Below are 22,749 nucleotides of genomic sequence, written 5' to 3' on the forward strand. Positions count from 1 at the left end.
AGTTCACTTTCCGCCCATTGATTCGTTTTCTTTGACAACGATTATTGTGAAATAACCAGGCACTTCCGAAACGTTCTCCAACGTGCCATAGACCTTCTCGTCAGGCATCCCGCAGCTGACAACCATATTGGCGTTTGCGGTGAGACCCAAATCTGACAGCGCCGCCTTTACGTCGGGAAAGGCTTTGCCGCTCTTCATTAAAACTTTTGTGCCGGGCATGGCAAGATTTTCGCGGAGGCTGCCGTAAGATCCCGGGATGATATGCAGCGGCTGAGCCGTCTCGACAAGCGCGTCACCAAGCTTTGCCGAGACGGCACAGAATGACGGTACACCGGAAATAATTTCCGCCGTATGGCCCATTCGCCGGATGAGGCGGTCTACGTAGATATACGTTGAATAAATACACGGGTCGCCAAGCGTGAGAAACGCCACATCCGCCCCGCCGTCAAGATACGTGGCGATCGTTTCAGCCGCTTTTTCATGACAGGCGCGCAGGAGCGCCTGATCCCGCGTCATGGGCATGTCCAGCTCAACAAGCTGCTTGTCGACAAGCTCGGGCACGGCCTGCCGCGCGATGCTGAGGGCAACGCGCTCACCGTCTCCCGATTTCGGCACGACGATAATAGGGCATTTTCTGATAATGCGGGCGGCTTTGAGGGTGATGAGCTCCGGGTCACCCGGCCCGACGCCCACGCCATATAAAACTCCTGGCATAACTGCTCCTTACTGATGGTTATGAGGCTCCGTGCCGAGAAGCTCTTTGATGCTCCGGCGTGCCTGCGAGATGGTGGAGGCCGTCGTGTCGACGTCGAGGTTATCCTTATTGTGCAGGATGTTCATCAAATGATTGATACGCGGCAGGCGCAGATTGTGCGCCCGGAGAAAATCCGGCTCTGTGAACAGCCGTTCCGGCGTGCCGCTGAAGATCACCTTCCCCCGGTCGAGAACGATCGCCTCGTCGCAATAGAGCGGGACGAGGTCAATGTCATGTGTGGAGATGATGATGGTGATGCCGCAAGCTGCCCTGATTTCCCGGAGCAGGTTTAATATTTCGCTCACGCCTTGCGGGTCAAGCCCGGCCGTCGGTTCATCAAGGATGATAACAGATGGCTCCATGACGAGAACGCCGGCGATAGCCACGCGCTTTTTCTGCCCGAAGCTCAAGGCATGCGTAGGCTTTGAAATGATGTGCCCAATGCCTGTTTGGCGGACGACACGATCAATCCGCGCCTCTATCTCCGCACGCGTGAGACCAAGCTTCATAAGGCCGAAAGAGATATCTTTTGTGACGCTGGCGGAAAAGAGCTGGTCGTCCGGGTCTTGAAAGACAATACCGATCTTTCGCCTGATGTCCAGGAGATTCTTTTTACCATAATCAATCGCATGGCCCTCGAAGAAGACACGCCCGCTTTTCGGCGTCAGAACGCCGTTTAGATTGAGAAACAGCGTTGACTTACCGGCACCGTTGCCGCCGAGAACGGCTGTTGTTATCCCCGCTTTGATGTCGAGGCTGACGTGGTCAAGCGCCGCTTCATCGTCCTCATAGCTGTAGCAAAGGTCTCTGACTTCAATGATGTTCATAGATAAAGCCTTTCAAGGATAGCGGCTGCCGTCAGGACGGTGACGGTGGCAAGGGTGAGCGCTGTTAATATCCGGCTGGGCGCCTCTCGTTCGGTCAGAAGCTCAAAATTGCCGTCAAAGCCGCGTGACGCCAGCGCCACATTCACACGGTCAACACGCCGGAAGGCACGGAGGAAAACGCTCGTCACAAGCTCTGCCAAAGACGCCATGCTCCGTTTGAAACCGTCATACCCGAGCCTGGACGCCTGCGCCGTATGAATCTTCCCCGCTTCCTCCCAAATGACAAAAATAAAGCGGTAAATGAGCTCCATCAGTTCGACGAAAAGGCCGGGGGCTTTTCGCCGCAGCAGCGATAAAAAAGCGTTCATCGGTGTATTCAGCGAAAAGAAATAAAGGCAGGTGACAGCGCCAAGCGCTCGTAAAAAAATCATAATCCCGGTATCGAGCGACGCGGCGCTGATGCCGTATATTCCGCCGAATAGAGAGATGGAGACAATGGAGACGTCCGTCGGACGAAGGCGGGTGATGAGAACGGTTATTGTCCCTGTTACGAGAAAAGTCAGGGGGATCGCTAAAAGGCGCAGGTAGCGCTGCCATCGACAGCCGCCCAAGAGGAGCGTAACTGCCGACATGATGATAATCGTTAACACGCTGACGAGCTCTGAGCCGGAAAAGAGACAGATAGCCATGACGGTCAGCGCATACAGGAGTTTCGTGCCGGCTTTGACCGGCGCCAGCTTTGACTGATAGGCGTATTGATCAATATGGCTCAATTCTTGTCGCCCGCTTTGTATTTGGCTGACAGTCTGCCGAAGCCGAAACCAATAATCCCTGCGCCGATAGATGCCTGCAGCGCAAAGAGAAGAGACGCGATTTCGCCACTCGGCGGTTCAAAAAGTGCGTGCGCCCATGGTTTATAGTCCTTGTCAATTTCGGCGATAACAGATTGGGCCTGATCGTCTGATCCGCCGTATTCACCGCGTATAAACACCAATGGGATAGCGGCAATTATTACGACAAGAATGATAAGAAAAATATTTTTCTGCCAGAGTTTCATCGCTGTCTTATCCCCCTCAAATGGCCTGAAGTTCTTCAAGCTCCGGACGGCTGTATTTTTTGATGCCCTGATAGACGACCACGGTAAGGATGCCTTCTGAAATCGCCAGCGGTATTTGTGTTACGGCAAAAACGCCCAGGAACTTGACAGCCGAAACAATAACGCCGCCAGACGGGTCCGGGAAGGCAAAGGCAAGCTGAAAGGATGTAACGACATATGTAAACAGATCGCCGAGGAAAGCGGCAAGAAAAATGGCAACGCCGACCGGCGTTTTAAGCTTTTTAAAAAGCCAGTAGACACCGAAAGCCGCGAAAGGCCCGGCAATGCCCATGGAAAACGTGTTTGCACCCAAGGTGGTCAGACCGCCGTGGGCCAGCAGAATCGCCTGAAATAATAAAACAATGATGCCGATCACTGACATGGATGTCGGCCCGAATAATACAGCACCAAGACCGACGCCCGTTGGATGTGAGCAACTGCCCGTAACAGACGGCAGCTTCAGCGCCGACAGAACAAATGCAAAAGCGCCGCACATTGCCAGCAGTAAAAGCGTTTTTGAATTACCGGCAACTTTCTTTTTGATCGAGAAAAAGCCCTTCACGATAAACGGAATGCATAACGCACCCCAGGCGATACACCAGAGGGGCGGCAGGAAGCCTTCCATAATGTGCATGGCACCGACGGTCATTGTTGGAAAGGCCAGCAGGATGGATACGATAACGGATGCTTTTAAGGCATTTTTTTCGCATAGCAGTTTATTCATGTTACCCCTCCAAAAAAATTTGCACCCTTCGATGAAAGGTGCATTCGACCGGCATGCCCTGTGCTGCCCATAGAAATAACCCCTCCTTATGCTTCGTAAGGTATGGTTTTCCAGATCCGGCCGAGTATCCTGACTGATGCGTCATCGCTCGGGCCGCCTTCCCGGTTTCCCAGTGGCATGATGGCCGTCGCTCGGCAAATACAGTTGCGAGACAGTGCGGGATTCTCACCCAGCTTCCTGCGTGCCAGATTTGTTTCTTATTCAATTTTTATATTTCGACAAAAAAATGCGCACCTTTTCGAAAAGGCGCGTTAAACCGTGCCGATATTCATTCGGCCTCGGAATACCCCCCTTATACATCGTAAGGTCTGGTCTGGAAAAAACTCAACGCAGTATCCTGACTTGGGCATCTTCGCTCCGGCCGCCTTCCCGGTTTCCCAGTGGCAAATTGGCCGTTGCTCCGCTCTTACAGTTGCGAGACAGTGCGGGATTTTCACCCGACTTCCTGACGTCAAATTCGTTTATTAACTTGTCGATTTTGATTTCATTATACATAAAGTCACCGGAGAGTCAAGCGTCTTTGAAAAATATCTGTCTTGGCGCACTCAAAACCGGCGGGTAAAAGATGAGCCTTGACAAAACGGTGACCGCCGGGTACAATGGGCGCAAATTGATTCGCCGCGCGACGGAAGTTGGGTGAAAATCCCACGCGGAGCCGCCGCTGTAATGGTACCAGCGTGTTTCAAGAAGTCACTGTGACGCCTGTCATGGGAAGACGAAACAACGCGATGACGCCAGAGCCAGAATACCTGCGCTGCGATTATTTCATCACGGGCTGACGGACCTTTGGCCGGTGTAACGATTGCAAAGTTTTCTTTGCTTTTATTGCCCTTTCCGTCCGGGAAGGGCATTTATTTTTTTAAACCACAAAGACGAGACGGGGTGCGCTTTTGTCATTCGAGCATTATATTCAAAAAGGTGCGCAGAAGCTGCGCCTCGGCTACACAACGGGGACGTGCGCCGCGCTCGCGGCGAAAGCGGCCGCCGAAATGCTTCTGACGGGGTTGATGGCAGAGACCATCAGCCTGACGACGCCGAAGGGCCTCGACGTGACGGTGCCAGTGCTCGGCGCGTCGTTTGATGACAAACAGGCCGCTTGCGCCGTCAGAAAAGACGCCGGTGACGACCCGGACGTCACCGACGGTATGCTGGTCTGCGCCCTTGTCAGCCGGGTGGACGAGCCGGGCATTATGATTGACGGCGGTATCGGTGTTGGCCGCGTCACAAAGCCGGGCCTGAACCAGCCGGTCGGCGCGGCGGCGATAAACACGGTGCCGCGGCGAATGATCGCCGAGGAAGTGGCGCACATCTGCCAGCGTGTGCAATACACAGGCGGCCTGACGGTCGTCATCAGTATTCCCGAGGGGGAAGATCGCGCGAAGAAGACGTTTAACGAAAAGCTCGGCATTAAAGGCGGCCTGTCAGTTTTGGGGACAAGCGGTATCGTCGAACCGATGAGCACGCAGGCGCTGATTGATTGTATCGGGCTGGAACTGCGCGCCCTGGCAGCCGAAGGACATCGAAGCGTTGTTCTCACGCCGGGCAACTACGGCACGGCGTTTTTGTCCCGTTTTCCAAAGCTCCGCGCAGCCCCAACTGTAAAATTTTCAAATTTTATTGGCGAGGCGCTGCGCTTTGCGGTGCAGAGCGGCTTTCAAAAAATCCTTGTCGTCGGTCATCTTGGCAAGCTCGTCAAGCTGGCGGGCGGCATAATGAATACGCATTCCGGTGAAGCGGACTGCCGGGCGGAAATCCTCGCGGCGCATGCTGCACTCTGCGGCGCCGGGCAGCTGACCGTGCGCGCCATTATGGACAGCGCCGCAACGGACGCGTGTGTCGATATATTAATGCAAGCCGGTATCCGGGACGAGGTGCTCAAATCGCTCCTGAGCAAGATTGAAGAGCAGCTTCAAAGAAAAACGGGAGAAGCAACAGAAATCGGTGCCGTTCTGTTTTCAAATACATATGGCTTTCTCGGTCAGACGGCTTCGGCGGCATCTCTGATCGAATCATTCGGCTGGGAGGAAAACAAATGATCTATTTTGTGGGGGCCGGCAGCGGCGCGCCAGATCTTATTACCATTCGCGGTGCCGAGCGCCTCAAGCAGGCCGATGTCATTATCTATGCTGGCAGCCTAGTCAATCCGGCGCTTTTATCATACGCGAAATCAGAATGTGCCGTTTATAACAGCGCTAAAATGACGCTTGAAGAAGTGCTGGACGTGATGACGTCGGCGGAGGCGGCGGGCAAAGACACCGTCCGCCTGCATACGGGCGACCCTTGCCTGTATGGCGCCATCCGCGAGCAGATGGACAGGCTTGACGCTTGTGATATCGCTTATGAAAGCGTACCGGGCGTGTCCAGCTTCTGCGGCGCGGCGGCGGCACTTCGCGCCGAATACACGCTGCCGGACGTCAGCCAAAGCGTCGTCATTACCCGAATGGCGGGTCGCACACCGGTGCCCGAGCGGGAGAGCATCCGCAGCTTTGCCGCGCACGGCTGCACGATGGTGATTTTCTTAAGCTCCGGGCTGACAGAATCGCTCCAGAGGGAACTGCTTGAGGGCGGCTATCCGGGCGACACGCCCGCCGCCATCGTCTATAAGGCGACATGGCCCGATGAAAAGGTTTATCGGTGCACCGTTTCAACGATTCATCAGACCATGACGGAGAACAACATCAAGAATACGGCGCTGATTACAGTTGGCGGCTTTCTGGGAAATGAATACAACCGCTCGAAGCTGTATGATCCCGCCTTTACAACGCTTTTTCGCGAGGGCGTTTCGACATGAACATCGGCATGATTGTCTTTACGGCGCGGGGCTTTGACCTGGGTGAACGCCTGTGTGCGGCGCTGGAGGGGGCAGGCCATCATGTGCTGCTCAACCGGTGCGCGAACGGCGCGCTGGATCACTGGACGAAAAGCCGTTTTGCAACAGATGACGCGCTTGTTTTTGTTGGTGCCGCCGGGATTGCCGTCCGGGCAATTGCGCCGTATATCAAATCAAAAACGAGCGACCCGGCCGTCCTTGTGCTCGATGAAACTGGCCGGTTCGTTATCCCGATTCTGTCCGGCCATATCGGCGGGGCTAACGATCTGGCACGGACCATCGGGGCCCTTTATGGGGCCATCCCCGTTATTACGACGGCAACGGATTGCAGCGGTGTTTTTGCCGTCGACGCCTGGGCAAGCAGAAAACAGATGTGTATTCTCAATCCCGAGCGGATTAAATGGATATCCGCGCGCCTGCTGGCCGGTGAGAAAATCGCGTTTCGCAGCCTTTTCCCGATCAAAGGCAAGCTGCCGGAGGGCTTTTCAGAGGATAAAAAAAATTACGACATCGCCATCACGATCAAAACGAAGGGCAGTCATGCGGCGCTGCGCCTCGTACCGCCTGTTCTGACGCTCGGCGTCGGCTGCCGGAGGGGCGTTTCGGCGGAGGATTTAGACCGGGCTTTTGATATGATTCTTAAAAAGTCCAGCTTTTACGAAGAAGCGGTCTGCCAGGTTTGTAGCATCGATTTAAAGGCGGAAGAGGCGGGCCTTTTATCTTTCTGCCGGTCGCGCAATTTGCCGTTTCGAACGTTTTCCGCTTTGGCGCTGGCCGACGTTCAAGGGAGCTTTACTGCTTCAGAGTTTGTCCGTAAAACAACGGGCGTTGATAACGTCTGCGAAAGAAGTGCCGTGCTCGGCAGCGGCGGAACTTTGCTGACGAAAAAGGACGCCGGAAACGGCATCACCATGGCATTTGCAGTCGCGCCCTATACGGTGCGCTTTTTGGAGGAATAAAAATGGGAAAATTATACGTTGTCGGTCTCGGGCCGGGGCATGCTGCGGGCATGACAAAACAAGCGCACTCGGCACTTGATTGCTCTGAACTCATTTGCGGGTATACGACTTACGTTGACCTTGTCCGACCGGTTTACCCCGAAAAGACTTATAAGTCAACCGGCATGTGCAGCGAGATTGAGCGCTGTCGCATGGCGCTTTCAGAGGCGGCGGACAAAACGGTTTCGATGGTCTGCAGCGGTGACGCCGGTGTTTACGGTATGGCAGGCCTTTTGTATGAGTTAGCCGCCGAGACACCGGGCGTGGAGATCATCGTTATCCCCGGGGTGACAGCCGCGCAGAGCGGCGGCGCCATTCTCGGCGCGCCGCTCATGCAGGATTACGCCGTCATTTCCCTGTCGGATTTGATGGTCTCCTGGGAGGTTATTGAAAAACGCCTGCGCGCCGCTGCCGTGGGGGATTTTGCCGTTGTTTTATATAATCCGGCCAGTCATAAAAGAAAAGATCATCTGAAAAGGGCGTGTGATATTTTGCTTGAATGCCGCAGCGGGGATACGGTTTGCGGTATCGCGAGCAATATCGGGCGCGACGGCGAGGCGAGCACGACGATGACGCTTCAAAAGCTGCGCGACACGGCGGTTGATATGTTTACAACCGTTTTTATTGGCAACAGCACAACGCGCCTTGTGAACGGCAAAATGGTTACACCGCGCGGGTATGAGAACAAAAAATGAAAAAGCTCCTCATTTTCGGGGGAACAGGTGACGCGCCCCCGCTGCTCAGGGCGCTTGCGCCGTATAAGCTTGACATAACACTCTGCGTCGCGACGGAATACGGACGCCTGACAGCCCCCGGCAATTTGGCGGGATTGACGGTCAAAACAGGCCGCTTGAACGCGGCGCAAATCGAAGAGCTGCTCCGCAGCGGTGGATACGCCTGTGTCATCGACGCAACGCATCCCTACGCGTTTGAGGTTACGAAGAATATCAGGGCTGCCCTTTCAAAAACGGGGGTGCCGGGTTTCCGGCTGCTCAGAGCAGAAAGCACCTGCGCCGGTGCTGTCATCGTTAAAACGATGGCGGACGCGGCAATATGCTTAAACGAGACGGCCGACAATGTGCTGTTGACAACAGGGAGCAAGGAGCTTTCGGCTTTTACGGCCGTCAGGGATTTTGAAAAGCGGCTTTACCCACGCGTTCTGCCGACGGCGTCATCGATTGAGGCCTGCCTTATAGCTGGTTTTCCGGCCGAGCACATCATTGCCATGCAGGGGCCGTTTTCAAAAGAGCTGAATATTGCCCTTATGCGACAGTTTCAGATCAAAACGCTGGTGACAAAAGATGGCGGTACGACGGGCGGTTTTCCGGAAAAGCAGGAAGCGGCGGCGGCGCTTGGCGCACGGCTTATCGTTGTCAGCCGGCCGGACGACGCCGGGCTGTCGCTTGAAGACGTGGTTTTAGGTGTCACAGCGCTTTTGGAGGGGGATTAAATGGGCATTCATATTGTCGGTGTGGGAATGGGTGGCGAGAATACCCTGACTGCAGAAGGCAAGCAGGCCATGATGGAAGCGGACGTCCTCATTGGTGCCGAGAGGCTTTTAGCTGCGGCGACCGCTCATACATCGGCTGTGCGCCACGCGGCGATACAGCCCGCGGATATCCTTCGGGTGATTGAGCAAAACCGTGGGCGGAATATCTGTGTCCTGATGAGCGGGGACGTTGGTTTTTACAGCGGCGCAAAAAAGCTCATAGAGGCGTTGGGTGATCATGACTATGCGCTGATTGCCGGGCTCTCCAGCGTTCAATATTTCGCCGCCAAGCTCTGCCGTCCATGGCAGGCGTGGAAACTCGTCAGTGCCCATGGGAAATCGTGCGACGCTGTCACACCCGTGCGCGACAACGCCGAAACGTTTTTTTTGACAGGCGGCGCTTTGACGGTGCAGGCGATCTGCCGCGAATTATGTGCGGCCGGTTTTGGCGGGTGCACGGTCACTGTCGGCGAGAGACTCGGCAGTGACGACGAGCGCATCATAAGAAAAACAGCACAGGACTTGGCACAAGACGAGACGACGCAGCTTGCCGTCATGCTGGTTGAAAATCCGACCCCGCGCCGGCTCGTTTCTTGCGGCTTCGCAGACGAAGCGTTTACCCGCGGTGATATCCCGATGACAAAAAGCGAAGTCCGCAGCGTCATCCTTTCAAAACTATGTCTGCGGGAAGACGATATTGTTTATGACATCGGCGCCGGGACGGGCTCTGTTACCGTGGAGACGGCCCTGCTGGCGAAAAAAGGCCATGTCTTTGCATTTGAGAGGGCGCGTGAGGGTTGCCAGCTTATTGCTGAAAACGCGCAGAAAATGAAGGTAACGAACATCACCGTCGTCGAAGGTGACGTCCCGCAGACGCTTGAAGGGCAGCCTGTGCCGGACGCGGCGTTTATCGGCGGAAGCGGCGGTAATCTTGAAGAGATTTTAGAGCTTTTATTGGCACGCAATCCGAAAATCCGACTTGTCGTCAGCGCCGTCGCGCTGGAGACGCTGGGAAAGGCGACAGCCGCATTTTTTCGCCTACCGCTTGCTGACGTTGAGGTTTCGCAAATTGCCGTCAGCCGGTCGCGGCGCATGGGCGGATATCATATGATGATCGCGCAGAATCCCGTGTATGTTATCAGCGGTACGGGGTCTCCAGCGTGAACGGGAGGAAATAAAATGGACTGGCATACGCTTGCGCCAATGGACATTGAAAAACGAAGCTTCGAAATTATTACAGCGGAATTGGGCGAAAAAACGCTCGACCCGTCGCTTGCACCTGTTATCAAACGCGTCATCCACACGACGGCGGATCTCGATTATGCCGACACACTCTATTTTTCGCCGGGTGCCGTCGAAGCGGGGAAAACGGCGCTGTCAGGCGGCGCGCAGATTGTGACGGACACGCATATGGCCGAGGCCGGGATCAGCAAAGCTGCCTTGCATAAGCTCGGCGGCCGCATTCACTGCTTTATTGCCGATGACGACGTGGCCGCGTCGGCAAAAGAGCGAAACGTGACGCGCGCGGCCGTCAGCATGGAAAAAGCCTGTGCATTGAGCGGCCCGCTGATTATTGCAGTGGGCAACGCGCCAACGGCGCTGCTTCGCCTTGATGAGCTCATTTCGGAAGGACGTATCCGGCCTGACCTCATCATTGGCGTGCCTGTCGGCTTCGTCAATGTGGTGGAGAGCAAGGAGATTATTAAAGCATCTGGCGTTCCCTGTATCCTATCGCTTGGCAGAAAAGGCGGCAGCAACGTTGCCGCTGCCATATGCAACGCCCTTTTATACACGCTCGGAACGCGGGCGTAAACAACGAAAAAAGGGCGCTGCCATTCAACAAGCTGCGTGATACCAATAAAAAAGCAAGTACCGCCACGACGTTATACTTCGTGACGGTACTTCTTTTTGACTGATTCCGTTAGTCAGTGGCTATGCTCGGCAGCCATCGCGTCTGCTCTTGTTCTGTGAACGGTACCGGGGGGATGCTGGGGCGGCGCATATATGGAGTACAGCTTGAGCGGTATGCTCCCCGTGTTTATGAGATTGTGCCATGTCCCTGCTGGCACGAGGATTGCGTCACCGTCAGCAACTTTTGCCTGCATATTCATGTCTTCGAGGCGATAACCCATTTTCACAAGACCCTGACCCTGCTCAATCCGTAGGAATTGGTCAAGCTCCGGGTGGCTCTCGGCGCCGATTTCCTCGCCGATGTTGATGCTCATCAGGGTTACTTGAAGATGATTTCCTGTCCACAGTGCTGTGCGGAATGTATTGTTCTGCTTGGTTGCCTTATCAATATTTATGACTAACGGTCGTGGACCATAGTCTTTCAGGACATACTCGGAACTCATATCGTTCCGATTCGTCATGATGTTCAGCTCCTTTCGTGTCATGTACAGTCCATTTTATGATCAATACATGTACAATGTAAAAAACGGTTGAGATCTTAAACAAATGCCATATTTGTGCCATAATTCGGACTGATAATCTAGATGCAAACAAACCAAGGGAGGCGAAAAAATGTTATTATTTGTACTCGTCATCGCAGCGATCGTCTATTTCATAGTCAAGCCTGGATGTTATCATGGCTATGCCCCGTCTGACGCCAATGACGCTGAAGTGATTCTGAAAAAACGTTTTGTATCCGGAGAGATTGACGAAGAAACATATAAAAAGATGCTTCAAACACTGAGAAGTTAAAAATAGGAGGTATTTATGATGATGTATTTCAGAGGAGAAGGCGGACTGGGTCGCTGCTTTAGTGACGGGTTTGGCTATATGAGTAACTTTATGCACAGCGGCTGGGGCCTTGTCATGATGGGTGTTGCGCTTGTAGTCACCGCGCTGGTCGTTGTTGCCATCGTCGCGCTCGTCAAGAAAGGGCAGGGGCATCATCCTGTCAATCAAAGCGATGACAGTCTGGAGCTTCTGAACGCGCGTTTTGTCAAAGGCGAGATTTCTGAGGAAGACTATATCAGAATGAAAAAAGTTCTGACGGGCAAATAACGCGTCCTTAGAATTATTGTACTGGCACGTTGCGGAAGGTATAATAGAGCAGGGTGATCATTGTGGTATATAATATACTTGTTGTTGAAGATCAGGCGGAAATCAGCGGCGTCGTTGCTAAATACCTTGAAAATGAAGGGTTTAAGACCTTCGTTGCTCAAGACGGCTTTGAAGCCCTGGAAATCTTCAACAAGGAAGAAATTCACCTCACCCTGCTTGACATCATGATGCCGGGTATCGACGGTTTTGACGTGCTCAAAGAAATCCGCGAGATTTCGGATATCCCAGTCATCATGCTGACAGCAAGGACCGAAGAGATCGACAGACTCAAGGGCTTCGACACGGGCGCTGACGACTATGTCGTCAAGCCCTTCAGCGTTAAGGAGATTGTAAAAAGAGTGCATGCCCTTATCCGGCGGACCTACCATAATTCTGAAGAACTCGTGTATAAATTCGCCGATCTGAGCCTCCATACCAAAAGCATGAAGCTGTATAAGGACAGTAAGGAAATCCCAATTACAGCGGCGGAGTTTGGACTTTTGCAGGCGTTATTCAGAAATCAGGGACAGGTTTTATCGCGGGAGCAGCTGATCAGTTCGGCATACGGCTACGACTACGAAGGCTATGACCGGAATATCGACAGCGCCATAAAAAGACTTCGTCAGAAAATAGAGAACGATCCGAGGAATCCGCAAATTCTCCTGACAAAGTACGGTGCGGGATATGTGCTGGGAGGTGCACGGAATTGACAATCAGAAGGCAATGGCTTCTCGTCCTGACGGTGACGGCAGTTTTGGCCATCTGCGTCAATTCGTTCATCCTGTCCTCCCTCATTAACAAATACTTTATGTCATACAGTACCGATTCTTATAATAATCATATCAGCCAAATCGAACAGTTGGCGGTCAGCGCGCTGCAAGACGGCAGTATCTCTGAGCAGCGGCTATCTGTCCAGCTTGAATCGCATCTTGATGACCCGATCATCAGTATCAAACTGTATGATGCATCGGGAAAGCTCGTGGCGAGCGCTGATAACACACCGGGCGGCGGCTACGGCATGATGAATGGGATGATGCACAGGAATAATTCCGAAGAGGTGGACACCTACCAGCTGACAGACGGCGGCAACAACCTGGGTGTCCTGAATATCACAAGATACAGCTCTCTTGGAAATTCACAGGTTTCTGTGCTGTTCAGAGTTGCGCTGCTTCGAAACAGCGCCATTTCGTTTGTCGTCGTCCTGTTTGTGCTCATTATTATCGGCATATTCATCAGCAGAACGCTGAGCCGGGATTTGTCCAATACGGCAGCGCAGGCGCTGCGTATTGATATGGGCGGTTCTATGGATTATAAACCGTCAAAGGTTCGGGAAATCAGGATTATTCAATCGGGGCTTGAAACACTCCAAAACAGGCTTAAAATCAAGCAGATTGTCAGAAAAAGAGTTGTCGACGAGCTTGTCCACCAGACGAGAACACCCCTGACGATTATGAAAACGCATTTGGAGGGAATTGAGGACGGCGTCATAAAAATGACGGACGACGAAATTAAAGTCTGTCAGGCGCAGCTTGACAACATTTCATCCATCATAACAAACATGAGCAAGCTGATAGACGCCGACAAACCGTCGGAAATAGTCTCCTCGGAAGAACTTGACCTGCATTCGCTGATCAGCCAGATCATCAGCGGCTTGAAGGTGCAGTTTGAGAAAAAGAAAATAAGCCTTCAGCTGTTGAGCAGCCAGAAAGTTCGGGTTAAGACAGATAAATATAAATTAAGTCAGAGTGTATACAATCTGTTGACAAACGCATACAAGTTTACAGCGCCCGGTGGGAGAGTCGAGGTATCCTATCAGGCGTCGGATTCAAAAGTTGCAATCATCATAAAGGATACCGGCACCGGTATCGCGGAGGAAGACCTGCCGCACCTGTTCGACGCGTATTTCCGGGGCCGTAATACCGCTTCGATCACGGGGGATGGACTTGGGTTATACGTTGTCAAAGAAAATCTGGAGCAGATGGGCGGTTCGGTCATCGTTTCGTCAAAACCGGGCGTCGGCAGCGAATTCACCATAACAGTTCCCGTTCAATAACCATACACAAAAATCCCGCCTCCTGTTTATTGGATGCGGGATTTTCCTATTCAGACAATCACACGCTCAATGCTTCGCAAAAAAATGATGTTAACATATTTTTGCCATAGTTTTCTTTTAAGATAAAGCCATCACAGCCGGAAACGGTAAAAACTTAGGAGGTCAAAAACATGTCTTTATTTAAAAAGCTCTTGGCAGTCGGCGTTGCGGTTCTTGCATTGAGTGCGGTATCCGTAACCGCTCTTGCGGCGTCGGTGTACAGCAGCCCCGCCGAGGCTGTCGCTGGGCTGACTGGCAGAACGGTTGACAGCGTTGTCAAAGAGCGACAGGATACCGGAAATACCTACGGGACAATTGCCAGCGAAGCAGGTGTGCTCGACGAATTCAAATCGGCCATACTGGAATTGAAAAAGGACGTTTTGGACGCACGTGTAGCATCAGGCGATATGACACAGGCGCAGGCAGATAAAATTTTTGCGGCAATCCAAGCAAACATGGCAACCTGTGACGGAACCGGTGGGGCAATGCTGGGCCAGCAATACGGCGTCGGCTTTGGAAAGGGTTCTGGTCGAGGATACGACGGTCAGTATGGCCAGCACGGCGTGTATGGCTGTGTCTATAGTAAATAACAGTCATACAGGGGATTGTAAGGTTTAACATATCATGCCCATGCCCATGTAGTGAGAGATTACCAGATCAAAACGCCAAACCCCCCTTGAGCAAGGGGGGTTTGGCGTATGTGACAATTTCATTTATAATTATATGTTTTTACGATACGATACAATTTAAGCGCAAAAATGACAGGATATTGCATGATTTCAAAAGCGGGTAAAAAAATTTTTCAACAAAATAATCCAAAATTCGCTTTGTCAATCGTATTATAGGTGGAGCCTATATTTATGATGGAGGCGCAGCATGAATGAGGATTCAATTAAAGAGATATTAAAAGACCTTAGCAGCGAACAAAAGCAAGCGCTTAATTCAATGATTTCCAAGCTTCTATCTGAGCGAGAACAAGACGCTTCTCGTGATCTGACAATTTCATAAACCCGTCAATAATGCGCTTGTCAATTTCCGAAAGCTCACGGTTTTCATCCGTGGGCTCTCTTTTTATTTGACCGGATTCAAGTTCCTCGATGGATATATGCAGATAATCCGCAATCTTCTTTTTGGTCTCGTTGAGCGGCTCTCCTCCCGATTTCCAATGCGAATATGAGCTTTTGCTGATTTTTAAATTGCTTAATAATCTGGTTGGTGAAATACCTTTTAACATGCATATTTTCATGTAATTGTCAATAAACACAAAAACACCACCAATTAATTGTTGAAACAAATCATCTAAATAGGACGTATTGGCGCTTGACAGCAGGTCATACTAGTATTATTATAAACACATTAGGACATAATGATAATTATTAGATCAATATTCGAACCTGGTCAATTGCTATAGTATCATCAAAGCGCTATTTTGTCCATCGTGTGTCCTGATGGAAGATCTATTTTTCTAAAGCGTATAATTGAAACTTAAAATGTTAATAGCAAACTTATCGAAAGATAAGGACGCAAAGCTAAAGGGTCTAAAGTTTCTGACTAAGACAGCCAGTTGCCATTTTGTTAAGGTTATAGATTCTATCGGGCTTTCCCGGTAAAATCATGACCTTGAGACTCTATTGGGAATTCCAATAGAGTTTTTTTGGCTTACGTCTCCGCTGGTTTTTGACTGGCAGAGATGGCAATTGGACTCTATTCGGAAATTTTCCGGTAGAGTCTTTTTTATTCTAATCGCTGTTTGCTGGCGGCCGCTGTAAGGAGTATATAAATGAACGTTACACTGGCTCTCTTCATGGGCGCTTTCGGTATGGCGTCCGGCTGGTTTATACCGCTTATCGCTTTTAAAATCGCAGAGTATAAGCTGAAGAAGAGCAGCCGCGCGCTTATTCCCGACACACGGTTTACATCGCGGCTGCTGAAGCTCTTATGTCTCTTGGTAAACGGCGCATTATGGGCGGCGGTAGGGTTGTTTGCAGAAAACCTACTGCACGCTGCATTACTGGCAGTTATCCTGTTTGATGCTGAAGTCATCACCATTATCGACATCAGAATCAGACTAATTCCGAACGAGGCTGTGCTTACGATGCTGCTGGCGGGATTCATCATGCAGATCAGTTTAGGTGGTGCGACATCCTTAATCGCTGCAATCATAACGATGATAGTCGTCATGGCAGTCTTCATCGCTTTAGGCTCGATGCTAGGCTTTACCGCCATCGGGGCGGGAGATGTTAAGCTGGCCGGGGCAATGGGTCTCATACTCGGTTACCCGCACATTATGTATGGAATGATTGGTATGAGCGCCGTGATGCTGGTTTGGTGTTCCACCGGTTTGATCACAAGGAAACTCACTGTGAAAAGCATGTTTGCCTTTGCCCCTTTTATGATGGCGGGAACGGCATTTGCAATCATTACCAGTGTTCCCGGTTATTAGAAATAGACATCAGTATTGGTTACGAAGAAAAATGATAAAAGGATTGGAGCGTGATGAACAGCATTCTACAGAGTAACTGATCAGAGCAAAACCTTAAACAGGTCAATCGTCAACACACAAAATTAAAGGGAGGAAAAATTAATGAAAAATATTATCAATTGGCTGGGAAAAGAAGAAAGCGGGCAGGGCATGGTCGAATACGGACTGATTATTGCCGGAATCGCTATTGTTGTCATGGTTGCTATTTTCGCGTTGGGCCCGCAAATCAGCGCTCTCTTCACCCAGGTTGGCACCGCGCTTTCCGGCGGCTAATCAGCAAGTTTTTTGATGAAAAAACTTCGTTGGTTAACGCGAGAAGAGAGCGGGCAGGGCATCGTTGAATACGCGCTTCTCATTGCGGGTATCGCTCTTGCATTAATGGTTGCAACCCATCCGTAAGGTTAATGAAGTTTTATCAAGGTTCTGTCATTGAGCCAGACTCCGACCCCCGGGACGGGGTCTGGCTTCACCAGCTATTGAGGAGGTGTTTGGCATGGGGCTTAAAGGCGAAGAAGGACAATCCGCCGTTGAGTTTGCGCTCGTTTTACCGATCCTGATCGTCCTTCTCTGCGGCATCATCGACTTCGGATGGCTTTACAGCTGTGATATCGCGGCCACCAACGCGGCCAGAGAAGCCGCGCGATATACTGCCGTCCATTACTATGACAGCAGCGCAGACGATGACCTGTCAAAGGCAAAAAGCATCGTTCTGGAAGACGCGCCGCAATTACCGGCCGGCTCAACGCAAATTGAGCTTTTAAGCCTTGATACGGACAGCGACGGCATTCAAGAATCAGTACAGATCAAAGTAACCACCCCAATTCAATTGCTTACAGGTTTGACATCAATGATTTTAGGAAAAAGCGCCATCACGATTTCCGCCACCAGCATCATGAAATTTGAATAATAAGACTGAAAACTGTCTGTTAATAGATCTGATTTCGGCCCGCCGTTCGCCGGTAAAACGGCAGCAGCACTACAAGTTATGTATATTTAAGCGGCATTTTGTAAGCTGCAATGTATGGAGATAAGATGAAAAAAATAAGATTGTTGGCTTTAATCCTGGCTGTGATCACAGCCGGCGCTTTGTTTTACTATCTCAGTCTGGCAGGCAATTTAACAAAAAACACACCCAAATCAAACGTTATTGTCGCCGCAGACGACATTCCTGAAAATACTGTCATGACGGCGGATATGCTGAAACTTGTTTCGGTTCCCACCGACACCATTCTTCCCAATTCATATGACAAGGCAACCGATATCGTCGGAAAAACCACAAGCGCCAAAATCATAGCAGGAGAACAAATTCTCAGCATCAGGCTTGTGGATGTGGGGAGCACGGAAAGCGGGACGCTGGCTTATGCCATTAAGCCCGGTATGCGTGCTATTACAATCGGCGTTGGAGATACCTCAAGCCTGAAATATATGATCAGGCCCAATGACACGGTAGACATCGTTGCCCAATATCAGGTTGAAGCGGAGAACAAAGCAATACCCACCGCAAAGCTTCTCATGCAGAATATCAAGGTGCTCGCCGTTGATCAGGTCATGCAGAAATCCGGATCAGACAAATATACGACATTAACGCTTGAAGTTACGCCGACGCAGGCCGTAGAACTCAGCTATTCAGAAAACGCCGGGCTGTTGAGAGCAATACTCAGGTCACCGCTTGATAAAAACGACGTCTATGTACCGGTAATAACGATTACACAAATCCTCGGCTGATTAAAAGCAAAGCGATTATTAAAATACGATATCATCGGCGGAAAGGAACCGGGAATGAAAATCAACGTTTTGCTTGTCAGCAAACTTGACGGCACACTGCAAAATTTGAGGCAGCTCATTCAGGATGAAGAGATTTCGATAGTGGGCGAATCTCCCGGCGGCGTGAAGGCGCTGGATAAAATCGAGAATCTGTCTCCTGACATTATTATTATAACGCTCGGAACCGGAGAACCGGATGTCCTCAGCCTGACTGAGAGAATACTGCTGCAAAGGCCCAGAACATTTATCATTCTGCTATTGGAGCAAATGAACATCGAAACCCTGCAAGAGGCCACCCGTGTGGGTGCACATAATATCATGGAATTCCCCACCTCCGCCAAGCAGTTTTCCGATTATATAAAAACGGTATATGCAAGCGAAACAACGAGATTAAAAGCGTTAAATGAAAAAACGGACCTCACTTGGATGTCGAGGGTTATTACCGTTTTCGGTTCAAAAGGTGGTTTAGGAAAAACAACCATCGCTGTCAATATTGCAGCCAAGCTGGCGGAAAAGAAGAAAAAGGTCGCGCTTATCGACCTTGATCTTCAATTCGGAGACGTACATATTTTTATGGACCTTGACCCTAAAGATACGATCGCCGAACTAGTACAGGAGGTCTATACCCCCAATATTGACTCTGTACGGAGCTATATGGTTGTGCACTCAAATGGTGTTCATGTTCTGTGCGCGCCAAAAAGCCCGGAATACGCGGAGGTTGTCACCGCCGAAAAAGTTCAGAATCTACTGAGCCTGCTCAGGACATATTTTGACTATGTCATTATCGATACCGCGCCGTCATTCAATGAAGTGACTTTAACGGCTATAGAGAGTTCCTCAACCGTCCTTTTTGTCACAGGACTTGACATCTCCATCTTAAAAAACTCCAAGCTATCCATGACGATATTGGATTCGCTTCAGCAGAAGGAGAAAATCAACGTCATTGTAAACAGGATGGTCGATGGGAACACGATTACGTTGGACGATGTTCAGAATATACTCGGTTGCCCCATCTGGGCTAAAGTACCAATTGATTATAAAGCGGCGATATCGGCATTGAACCGCGGAATTCCTATTGTGACCGCGGCCCCGAACACAAAGCTGACACAGTCCCTCTCAGAGATAACGGAGCAGCTTCTTCAGGGAAACGAAAGTAACGATGCCCAGAAGATATCTATGAAGAAAAAGAAAAAGCTGTTTAAAGACCGCAGAGCAGTGCGCAAACAAAAAAAGGTGACGGGCAGTGAAGCTTTTTCGGCGAATTAAAAATTATTGGTGAATACATATGAGTTTGCTTGAGAGACTTGAAAAGACAAAGACCGTTCAGGTTCAGACGGAAAACAATGAAAGCTCTGCCGCCAAATCCATGCCCCAAAATACGGATGAATACTCCGAGCTTAAAGAAAAGCTGCACGCGGAACTCATAGAATTCATTAACAATGATTCTTCAAACAGCACCAATAACGGAGCGGATAAAGAGCAATACATCATAAACGCGCTTGATTCTCTGATCAGCAACAAGGGCGTCAGCATAACCCGTGCCGATAAATCAAGGGTCATACGTGACGTATATAACGACGTCATTGGTCTGGGCCCCCTCGAACCCCTTCTTGACAGCTCAGATATCAGTGAAATCATGGTCAACGGCCCATATAACGTTTATGTCGAGAGAAAAGGAAAAATTGAGTTATCACCGGTAAAATTCAAAAACGATGACCACGTCCTAAACGTCGTGCAAAGGATTGTCACATCTATCGGCAGAAGAATCGACGAATCAAGCCCCATGGTCGACGCAAGGCTTGCTGACGGCTCGCGCGTCAATATTATTATCCCGCCTCTCGCGCTGACCGGCCCGACAATCACGATCAGAAAATTTTCCAAGAACCCACTGACGGTAAGCGACCTTGTTAAATTCAATTCCGTTTCCCCAAAAATGATGTCTTTCCTCGAAGCCTGTGTCAAAGGTAGGCTTAACATCATTGTTTCAGGAGGAACAGGAAGCGGCAAAACAACGCTTTTAGGCATTCTATCAGGCTATATTCCAGATAACGAACGCATCGTCACAATTGAAGACGCGGCAGAATTGCAGCTCCGGCAAAATCATGTCGTCACGCTTGAATGCAGGCCGGCAAATATTGAAGGGGCAGGCGCGATCTCAATCCGCGACCTTGTACGAAACTCCCTGCGTATGCGCCCTGACAGGATTGTCGTCGGAGAGGTTCGATCCGGCGAAACGCTGGATATGCTCCAGGCGATGAATACCGGTCACGACGGTTCTTTGACAACAGCCCATGCAAACACGCCCAGAGATTTGGTCTCAAGACTAGAAACGATGGTGCTGATGTCAGGAATGGAGATTCCGATTAAAGCAATACGAGAACAGATCTCTTCCGCGATTGATTTAATCGTTCATCAGGCACGCCTCAAGGACGGTTCCAGAAAAATCACCAATATTACGGAAATCGTCGGTATGGAGGGAGATACGATTACCCTTCAGGACATATTCGTCTATAACCCGGATGGCATGAACACGCTCGGTATGCTGAAAGGTAATTTTATCGCAACAGGAATCAGGCCGGGTTTTACTGAAAAACTAGCCGGTTCAGGTATTCTTGTCAGAGATGATTGGTTCTCTAATTGAGGTGCAAACATGGAAGTAATATTATTACCGGCATTAGGCGCATTTACCGTCTACATCATGATTATCGCTTTTTTCAGTGCCGGAACGGCTGATAAAAAAGTCAAAAAAAGAATAAAAAATCTGATAAATCAAAACGATATCGACCAAATTCAAGACGCCGTGATGCGTGAAAAACGCCAAAACGCCAAAAACAAAAAAACCAATGCCATAATAAGCAAGAAATTTGAAGAAGAGCTCACAGCATCAGGTATCACGCTCAACGCCAGGGAATACCTCATCATATGGATATGCGCCTCTACGATTCCCGTCTTACTGCTGGCACTGCTCGGCAAAAGTTTTATAACAATTTTCAGCGCCGGCATAATTGGTTTTATTATACCGCCGCTGCTCGTCAAGCGAGCCAAGAAAAAAAGGCAGCAGCTTTTTAATAAACAGCTCGGAGAAACACTCGTTGTCATGGGTAACTGTATGCGGTCCGGATATTCTTTTCAACAGGCTATGGAAAGTATAGCGAAAGATATGCAGCCTCCCATTTCAATTGAATTTTCCAATACGATTCGTGAAATCCGCTACGGCGTTAAGATGGAAGACGCGCTGATCAACATGGTGGAGAGAACTCAAAATCCGGATCTGTCCCTTCTGGTTTCCGCCGTCATAACGACAAGCCGGGTCGGCGCGAACCTCACCGATATACTGGACAACATTTCCGCAACGATTAAAGACAGAATCAAGATAAAAGATGAGGTCCGCGTGCTGACGGCGCAGGGCAGAATGTCCGGCCTGATTATAGGTTTGCTGCCGGTTTTTATTACACTGATGCTGATGCTGATGAATCCGGGTTATATTATGGCTTTTTTCAACAGCGTTCTAGGTCAGGTCATGATTGGTGTTGGAATATTTCTTGAAATAATCGGATTTTTATCAATAAAAAAAATCGTCGATATCAAGTATTAAAACAACTTAGTCAGCAGAAAGGAATGATTGTTTTGAATATCCTGTTTGCTGTAGCAGTGGGAATCGTGATTTACTTATTGATCATTATCCTGTTTTCCCGATCCGGAGAGCAGCGCGACATACTCCGGCGCAGAATAGACATGATCGATTGCAAGACAAACGCGAAATTTACTCCAGATGAAGAAATGGGTAAACCGTTTTCGGAGAGATTCCTCAAGCCAATAATCCGTTCTCTTGCCAAAAAGATCGGCAGTGATACGTCTGCGGATGCGAAAAAAAACCGCCAGGCAAATCTCCAAAAGAAAATGCTGTACCAGGCAGGCTTCACGTTTACACCGGCAGAATTCGGAATAATTAAATTATTAGTCATCAGCGGGACCGCCATTCTTCTAGCTTTAATCATACTTGCGTTAAGCAGATCGCCGAAAAACGCACTGCTGGGAGCCGCTGCGGGACTTTTTATCGGTTATACCGGCATGCGGTTTTTCCTGACCAGTTCAATAAAAAAAAGAAAAAGTCTGATGGAGCGGCAGCTCCCAGACGTGTTGGATCTCTTAAGCGTCAGCGTTGAAGCCGGTCTCGGCTTTGAACAGGCCATAAGCCACATTATAAGCAATATGGAAGGGCCGCTCATTGACGAATTCACCGTTACCTCCAGAGAGATGAGTATGGGAAGGCCGCGGCGGGATGCTTTGATGCTTCTTGGCGAACGGTGCGAAATAGAGGAGATCAAAAGCTTTGCAGGGGCGCTTGCTCAGGCTTCGCAGCTTGGAATATCGATTAAAAATGTCCTCAGATCCCAAGCTTCGGCAATGCGGCAGGCGAGAAGAGCAAGGGTCCAGGAAAAAGCCATGAAGGTATCTGTTAAAATGCTGTTCCCGATGGTCGCGTTTATTTTCCCCGTGATTTTTATTATGCTGCTGGGTCCGGCAATCGTTAATGTTCTCAAGATTTTCGCAGGCTGAGAACGCCCCGACTAAAACGGAGAAA

General features: G+C 50.2%; 27 protein-coding genes and 4 riboswitches. Of the genes, 20 read left to right on the forward strand and 7 right to left on the reverse strand.

Annotation, left to right across the window (positions count from 1 at the left end; translation table 11 throughout):
- Positions 1 to 3 precede the first annotated feature (3 nt).
- Genes cobI through IZU99_01185 form a run of 5 tightly spaced genes read right to left on the reverse strand, consistent with a single transcriptional unit; the run spans position 4 to position 3,401 of the window.
- Positions 4 to 714, reverse strand: coding sequence for a precorrin-2 C(20)-methyltransferase (cobI, locus tag IZU99_01165; protein UOO37907.1), 711 nt, complete (start codon positions 712 to 714; stop codon positions 4 to 6).
- Between the two features lie 9 nt (positions 715 to 723).
- Positions 724 to 1,581 (reverse strand): ATP-binding cassette domain-containing protein, encoded by an 858-nt coding sequence (locus IZU99_01170; protein UOO37908.1) that lies wholly within the window; start codon positions 1,579 to 1,581, stop codon positions 724 to 726.
- Positions 1,578 to 2,354, reverse strand: coding sequence for a cobalt ECF transporter T component CbiQ (cbiQ, locus tag IZU99_01175; GenBank protein UOO37909.1), 777 nt, complete (start codon positions 2,352 to 2,354; stop codon positions 1,578 to 1,580). The genes IZU99_01170 and cbiQ overlap by 4 nt, the downstream gene beginning before the upstream one ends.
- Positions 2,351 to 2,638, reverse strand: a complete 288-nt coding sequence (locus tag IZU99_01180; protein ID UOO37910.1) for an energy-coupling factor ABC transporter substrate-binding protein — start codon at positions 2,636 to 2,638, stop codon at positions 2,351 to 2,353. Before IZU99_01180 ends, cbiQ begins: the two co-directional genes overlap by 4 nt.
- A gap of 16 nt (positions 2,639 to 2,654) precedes the next feature.
- A complete protein-coding gene (locus tag IZU99_01185; protein ID UOO37911.1) occupies positions 2,655 to 3,401 on the reverse strand; it encodes an energy-coupling factor ABC transporter permease in 747 nt (248 codons plus the stop codon).
- 100 nt (positions 3,402 to 3,501) lie between these two features.
- A riboswitch (cobalamin riboswitch) is annotated at positions 3,502 to 3,665 on the reverse strand.
- 107 nt (positions 3,666 to 3,772) lie between these two features.
- Positions 3,773 to 3,953, reverse strand: a riboswitch (cobalamin riboswitch).
- Between the two features lie 90 nt (positions 3,954 to 4,043).
- Positions 4,044 to 4,233: riboswitch (cobalamin riboswitch) on the forward strand.
- Positions 4,234 to 4,351: 118 nt separating this feature from the next.
- On the opposite strand from IZU99_01185, the gene cbiD reads away from it, so the two are divergent.
- The 7 genes from cbiD to IZU99_01220 are packed head-to-tail and all read left to right on the forward strand — an operon-like array spanning position 4,352 to position 10,590.
- Positions 4,352 to 5,497 carry a cobalamin biosynthesis protein CbiD gene (gene cbiD, locus IZU99_01190; GenBank protein UOO37912.1) on the forward strand — a complete coding sequence of 382 codons (1,146 nt, stop codon included), beginning with the start codon at positions 4,352 to 4,354 and terminating at the stop codon, positions 5,495 to 5,497.
- Positions 5,494 to 6,252, forward strand: a complete 759-nt coding sequence (cobM, locus tag IZU99_01195) for a precorrin-4 C(11)-methyltransferase (protein UOO37913.1) — start codon at positions 5,494 to 5,496, stop codon at positions 6,250 to 6,252. The genes cbiD and cobM overlap by 4 nt, the downstream gene beginning before the upstream one ends.
- The gene (locus IZU99_01200) at positions 6,249 to 7,250 is read left to right on the forward strand and encodes a cobalt-precorrin 5A hydrolase (GenBank protein ID UOO37914.1); all 1,002 of its coding nucleotides are present in this window, start codon (positions 6,249 to 6,251) and stop codon (positions 7,248 to 7,250) included. Before cobM ends, IZU99_01200 begins: the two co-directional genes overlap by 4 nt.
- Positions 7,251 to 7,252: 2 nt before the next feature.
- Positions 7,253 to 7,984, forward strand: coding sequence for a precorrin-3B C(17)-methyltransferase (gene cobJ / locus IZU99_01205; GenBank protein UOO37915.1), 732 nt, complete (start codon positions 7,253 to 7,255; stop codon positions 7,982 to 7,984).
- Positions 7,981 to 8,739: a precorrin-6A reductase gene (gene cobK, locus IZU99_01210; protein ID UOO37916.1), complete on the forward strand. Its 759-nt coding sequence runs from the start codon at positions 7,981 to 7,983 to the stop codon at positions 8,737 to 8,739. Before cobJ ends, cobK begins: the two co-directional genes overlap by 4 nt.
- Positions 8,740 to 9,942 (forward strand): precorrin-6y C5,15-methyltransferase (decarboxylating) subunit CbiE, encoded by a 1,203-nt coding sequence (gene cbiE, locus IZU99_01215; protein ID UOO37917.1) that lies wholly within the window; start codon positions 8,740 to 8,742, stop codon positions 9,940 to 9,942.
- Positions 9,943 to 9,957: 15 nt separating this feature from the next.
- Complete coding sequence (locus IZU99_01220; protein UOO37918.1) at positions 9,958 to 10,590, forward strand: precorrin-8X methylmutase; 633 nt, start codon at positions 9,958 to 9,960, stop codon at positions 10,588 to 10,590.
- 113 nt (positions 10,591 to 10,703) lie between these two features.
- Here the strand turns inward: IZU99_01220 and IZU99_01225 are convergent, their stop codons facing one another.
- Entirely contained in the window at positions 10,704 to 11,174 is a 471-nt protein-coding gene (locus tag IZU99_01225; GenBank protein UOO37919.1) for a cupin domain-containing protein, read from the reverse strand.
- Between the two features lie 127 nt (positions 11,175 to 11,301).
- Between IZU99_01225 and IZU99_01230 the strand changes: the two genes are divergently transcribed.
- The 5 genes from IZU99_01230 to IZU99_01250 all read left to right on the forward strand — a co-directional run bounded on the left by IZU99_01230 (position 11,302) and on the right by IZU99_01250 (position 14,508).
- Entirely contained in the window at positions 11,302 to 11,481 is a 180-nt protein-coding gene (locus tag IZU99_01230; GenBank protein UOO37920.1) for a hypothetical protein, read from the forward strand.
- A 15-nt stretch (positions 11,482 to 11,496) separates the two neighbouring features.
- Positions 11,497 to 11,787 (forward strand): SHOCT domain-containing protein, encoded by a 291-nt coding sequence (locus tag IZU99_01235; protein ID UOO37921.1) that lies wholly within the window; start codon positions 11,497 to 11,499, stop codon positions 11,785 to 11,787.
- A gap of 62 nt (positions 11,788 to 11,849) precedes the next feature.
- Positions 11,850 to 12,536 carry a response regulator transcription factor gene (locus IZU99_01240; GenBank protein ID UOO37922.1) on the forward strand — a complete coding sequence of 229 codons (687 nt, stop codon included), beginning with the start codon at positions 11,850 to 11,852 and terminating at the stop codon, positions 12,534 to 12,536.
- On the forward strand, positions 12,533 to 13,879 hold the full coding sequence (locus IZU99_01245; GenBank protein UOO37923.1) for a HAMP domain-containing histidine kinase: 1,347 nt from the start codon (positions 12,533 to 12,535) through the stop codon (positions 13,877 to 13,879). Before IZU99_01240 ends, IZU99_01245 begins: the two co-directional genes overlap by 4 nt.
- Before the next feature lie 170 nt (positions 13,880 to 14,049).
- Positions 14,050 to 14,508 carry a DUF2680 domain-containing protein gene (locus tag IZU99_01250; GenBank protein UOO37924.1) on the forward strand — a complete coding sequence of 153 codons (459 nt, stop codon included), beginning with the start codon at positions 14,050 to 14,052 and terminating at the stop codon, positions 14,506 to 14,508.
- Between the two features lie 347 nt (positions 14,509 to 14,855).
- Here the strand turns inward: IZU99_01250 and IZU99_01255 are convergent, their stop codons facing one another.
- A complete protein-coding gene (locus IZU99_01255) occupies positions 14,856 to 15,182 on the reverse strand; it encodes a helix-turn-helix transcriptional regulator (protein UOO37925.1) in 327 nt (108 codons plus the stop codon).
- Positions 15,183 to 15,406: 224 nt separating this feature from the next.
- Positions 15,407 to 15,490: riboswitch (cyclic di-GMP riboswitch) on the forward strand.
- A gap of 208 nt (positions 15,491 to 15,698) precedes the next feature.
- On the opposite strand from IZU99_01255, the gene IZU99_01260 reads away from it, so the two are divergent.
- The 8 genes from IZU99_01260 (at position 15,699) to IZU99_01295 (ending at position 22,724) form a co-directional block, all read left to right on the forward strand.
- Positions 15,699 to 16,361: a prepilin peptidase gene (locus IZU99_01260; GenBank protein ID UOO37926.1), complete on the forward strand. Its 663-nt coding sequence runs from the start codon at positions 15,699 to 15,701 to the stop codon at positions 16,359 to 16,361.
- Between the two features lie 141 nt (positions 16,362 to 16,502).
- Positions 16,503 to 16,673 (forward strand): Flp family type IVb pilin, encoded by a 171-nt coding sequence (locus IZU99_01265; GenBank protein UOO37927.1) that lies wholly within the window; start codon positions 16,503 to 16,505, stop codon positions 16,671 to 16,673.
- A gap of 220 nt (positions 16,674 to 16,893) precedes the next feature.
- A complete protein-coding gene (locus IZU99_01270) occupies positions 16,894 to 17,307 on the forward strand; it encodes a pilus assembly protein (GenBank protein ID UOO37928.1) in 414 nt (137 codons plus the stop codon).
- 125 nt (positions 17,308 to 17,432) lie between these two features.
- Positions 17,433 to 18,125, forward strand: a complete 693-nt coding sequence (gene cpaB / locus IZU99_01275) for a Flp pilus assembly protein CpaB (protein ID UOO37929.1) — start codon at positions 17,433 to 17,435, stop codon at positions 18,123 to 18,125.
- A 54-nt stretch (positions 18,126 to 18,179) separates the two neighbouring features.
- On the forward strand, positions 18,180 to 19,430 hold the full coding sequence (locus IZU99_01280; GenBank protein ID UOO37930.1) for an AAA family ATPase: 1,251 nt from the start codon (positions 18,180 to 18,182) through the stop codon (positions 19,428 to 19,430).
- 19 nt (positions 19,431 to 19,449) lie between these two features.
- Positions 19,450 to 20,805, forward strand: coding sequence for a CpaF family protein (locus IZU99_01285; protein ID UOO37931.1), 1,356 nt, complete (start codon positions 19,450 to 19,452; stop codon positions 20,803 to 20,805).
- Positions 20,806 to 20,814: 9 nt separating this feature from the next.
- Complete coding sequence (locus IZU99_01290) at positions 20,815 to 21,759, forward strand: type II secretion system F family protein (protein ID UOO37932.1); 945 nt, start codon at positions 20,815 to 20,817, stop codon at positions 21,757 to 21,759.
- 23 nt (positions 21,760 to 21,782) lie between these two features.
- Positions 21,783 to 22,724, forward strand: a complete 942-nt coding sequence (locus tag IZU99_01295; GenBank protein ID UOO37933.1) for a type II secretion system F family protein — start codon at positions 21,783 to 21,785, stop codon at positions 22,722 to 22,724.
- Positions 22,725 to 22,749 lie beyond the last annotated feature (25 nt).

Source organism: Oscillospiraceae bacterium CM, assembly GCA_022870705.1.
Taxonomy (GTDB): domain Bacteria; phylum Bacillota; class Clostridia; order Oscillospirales; family Oscillospiraceae; genus Sporobacter.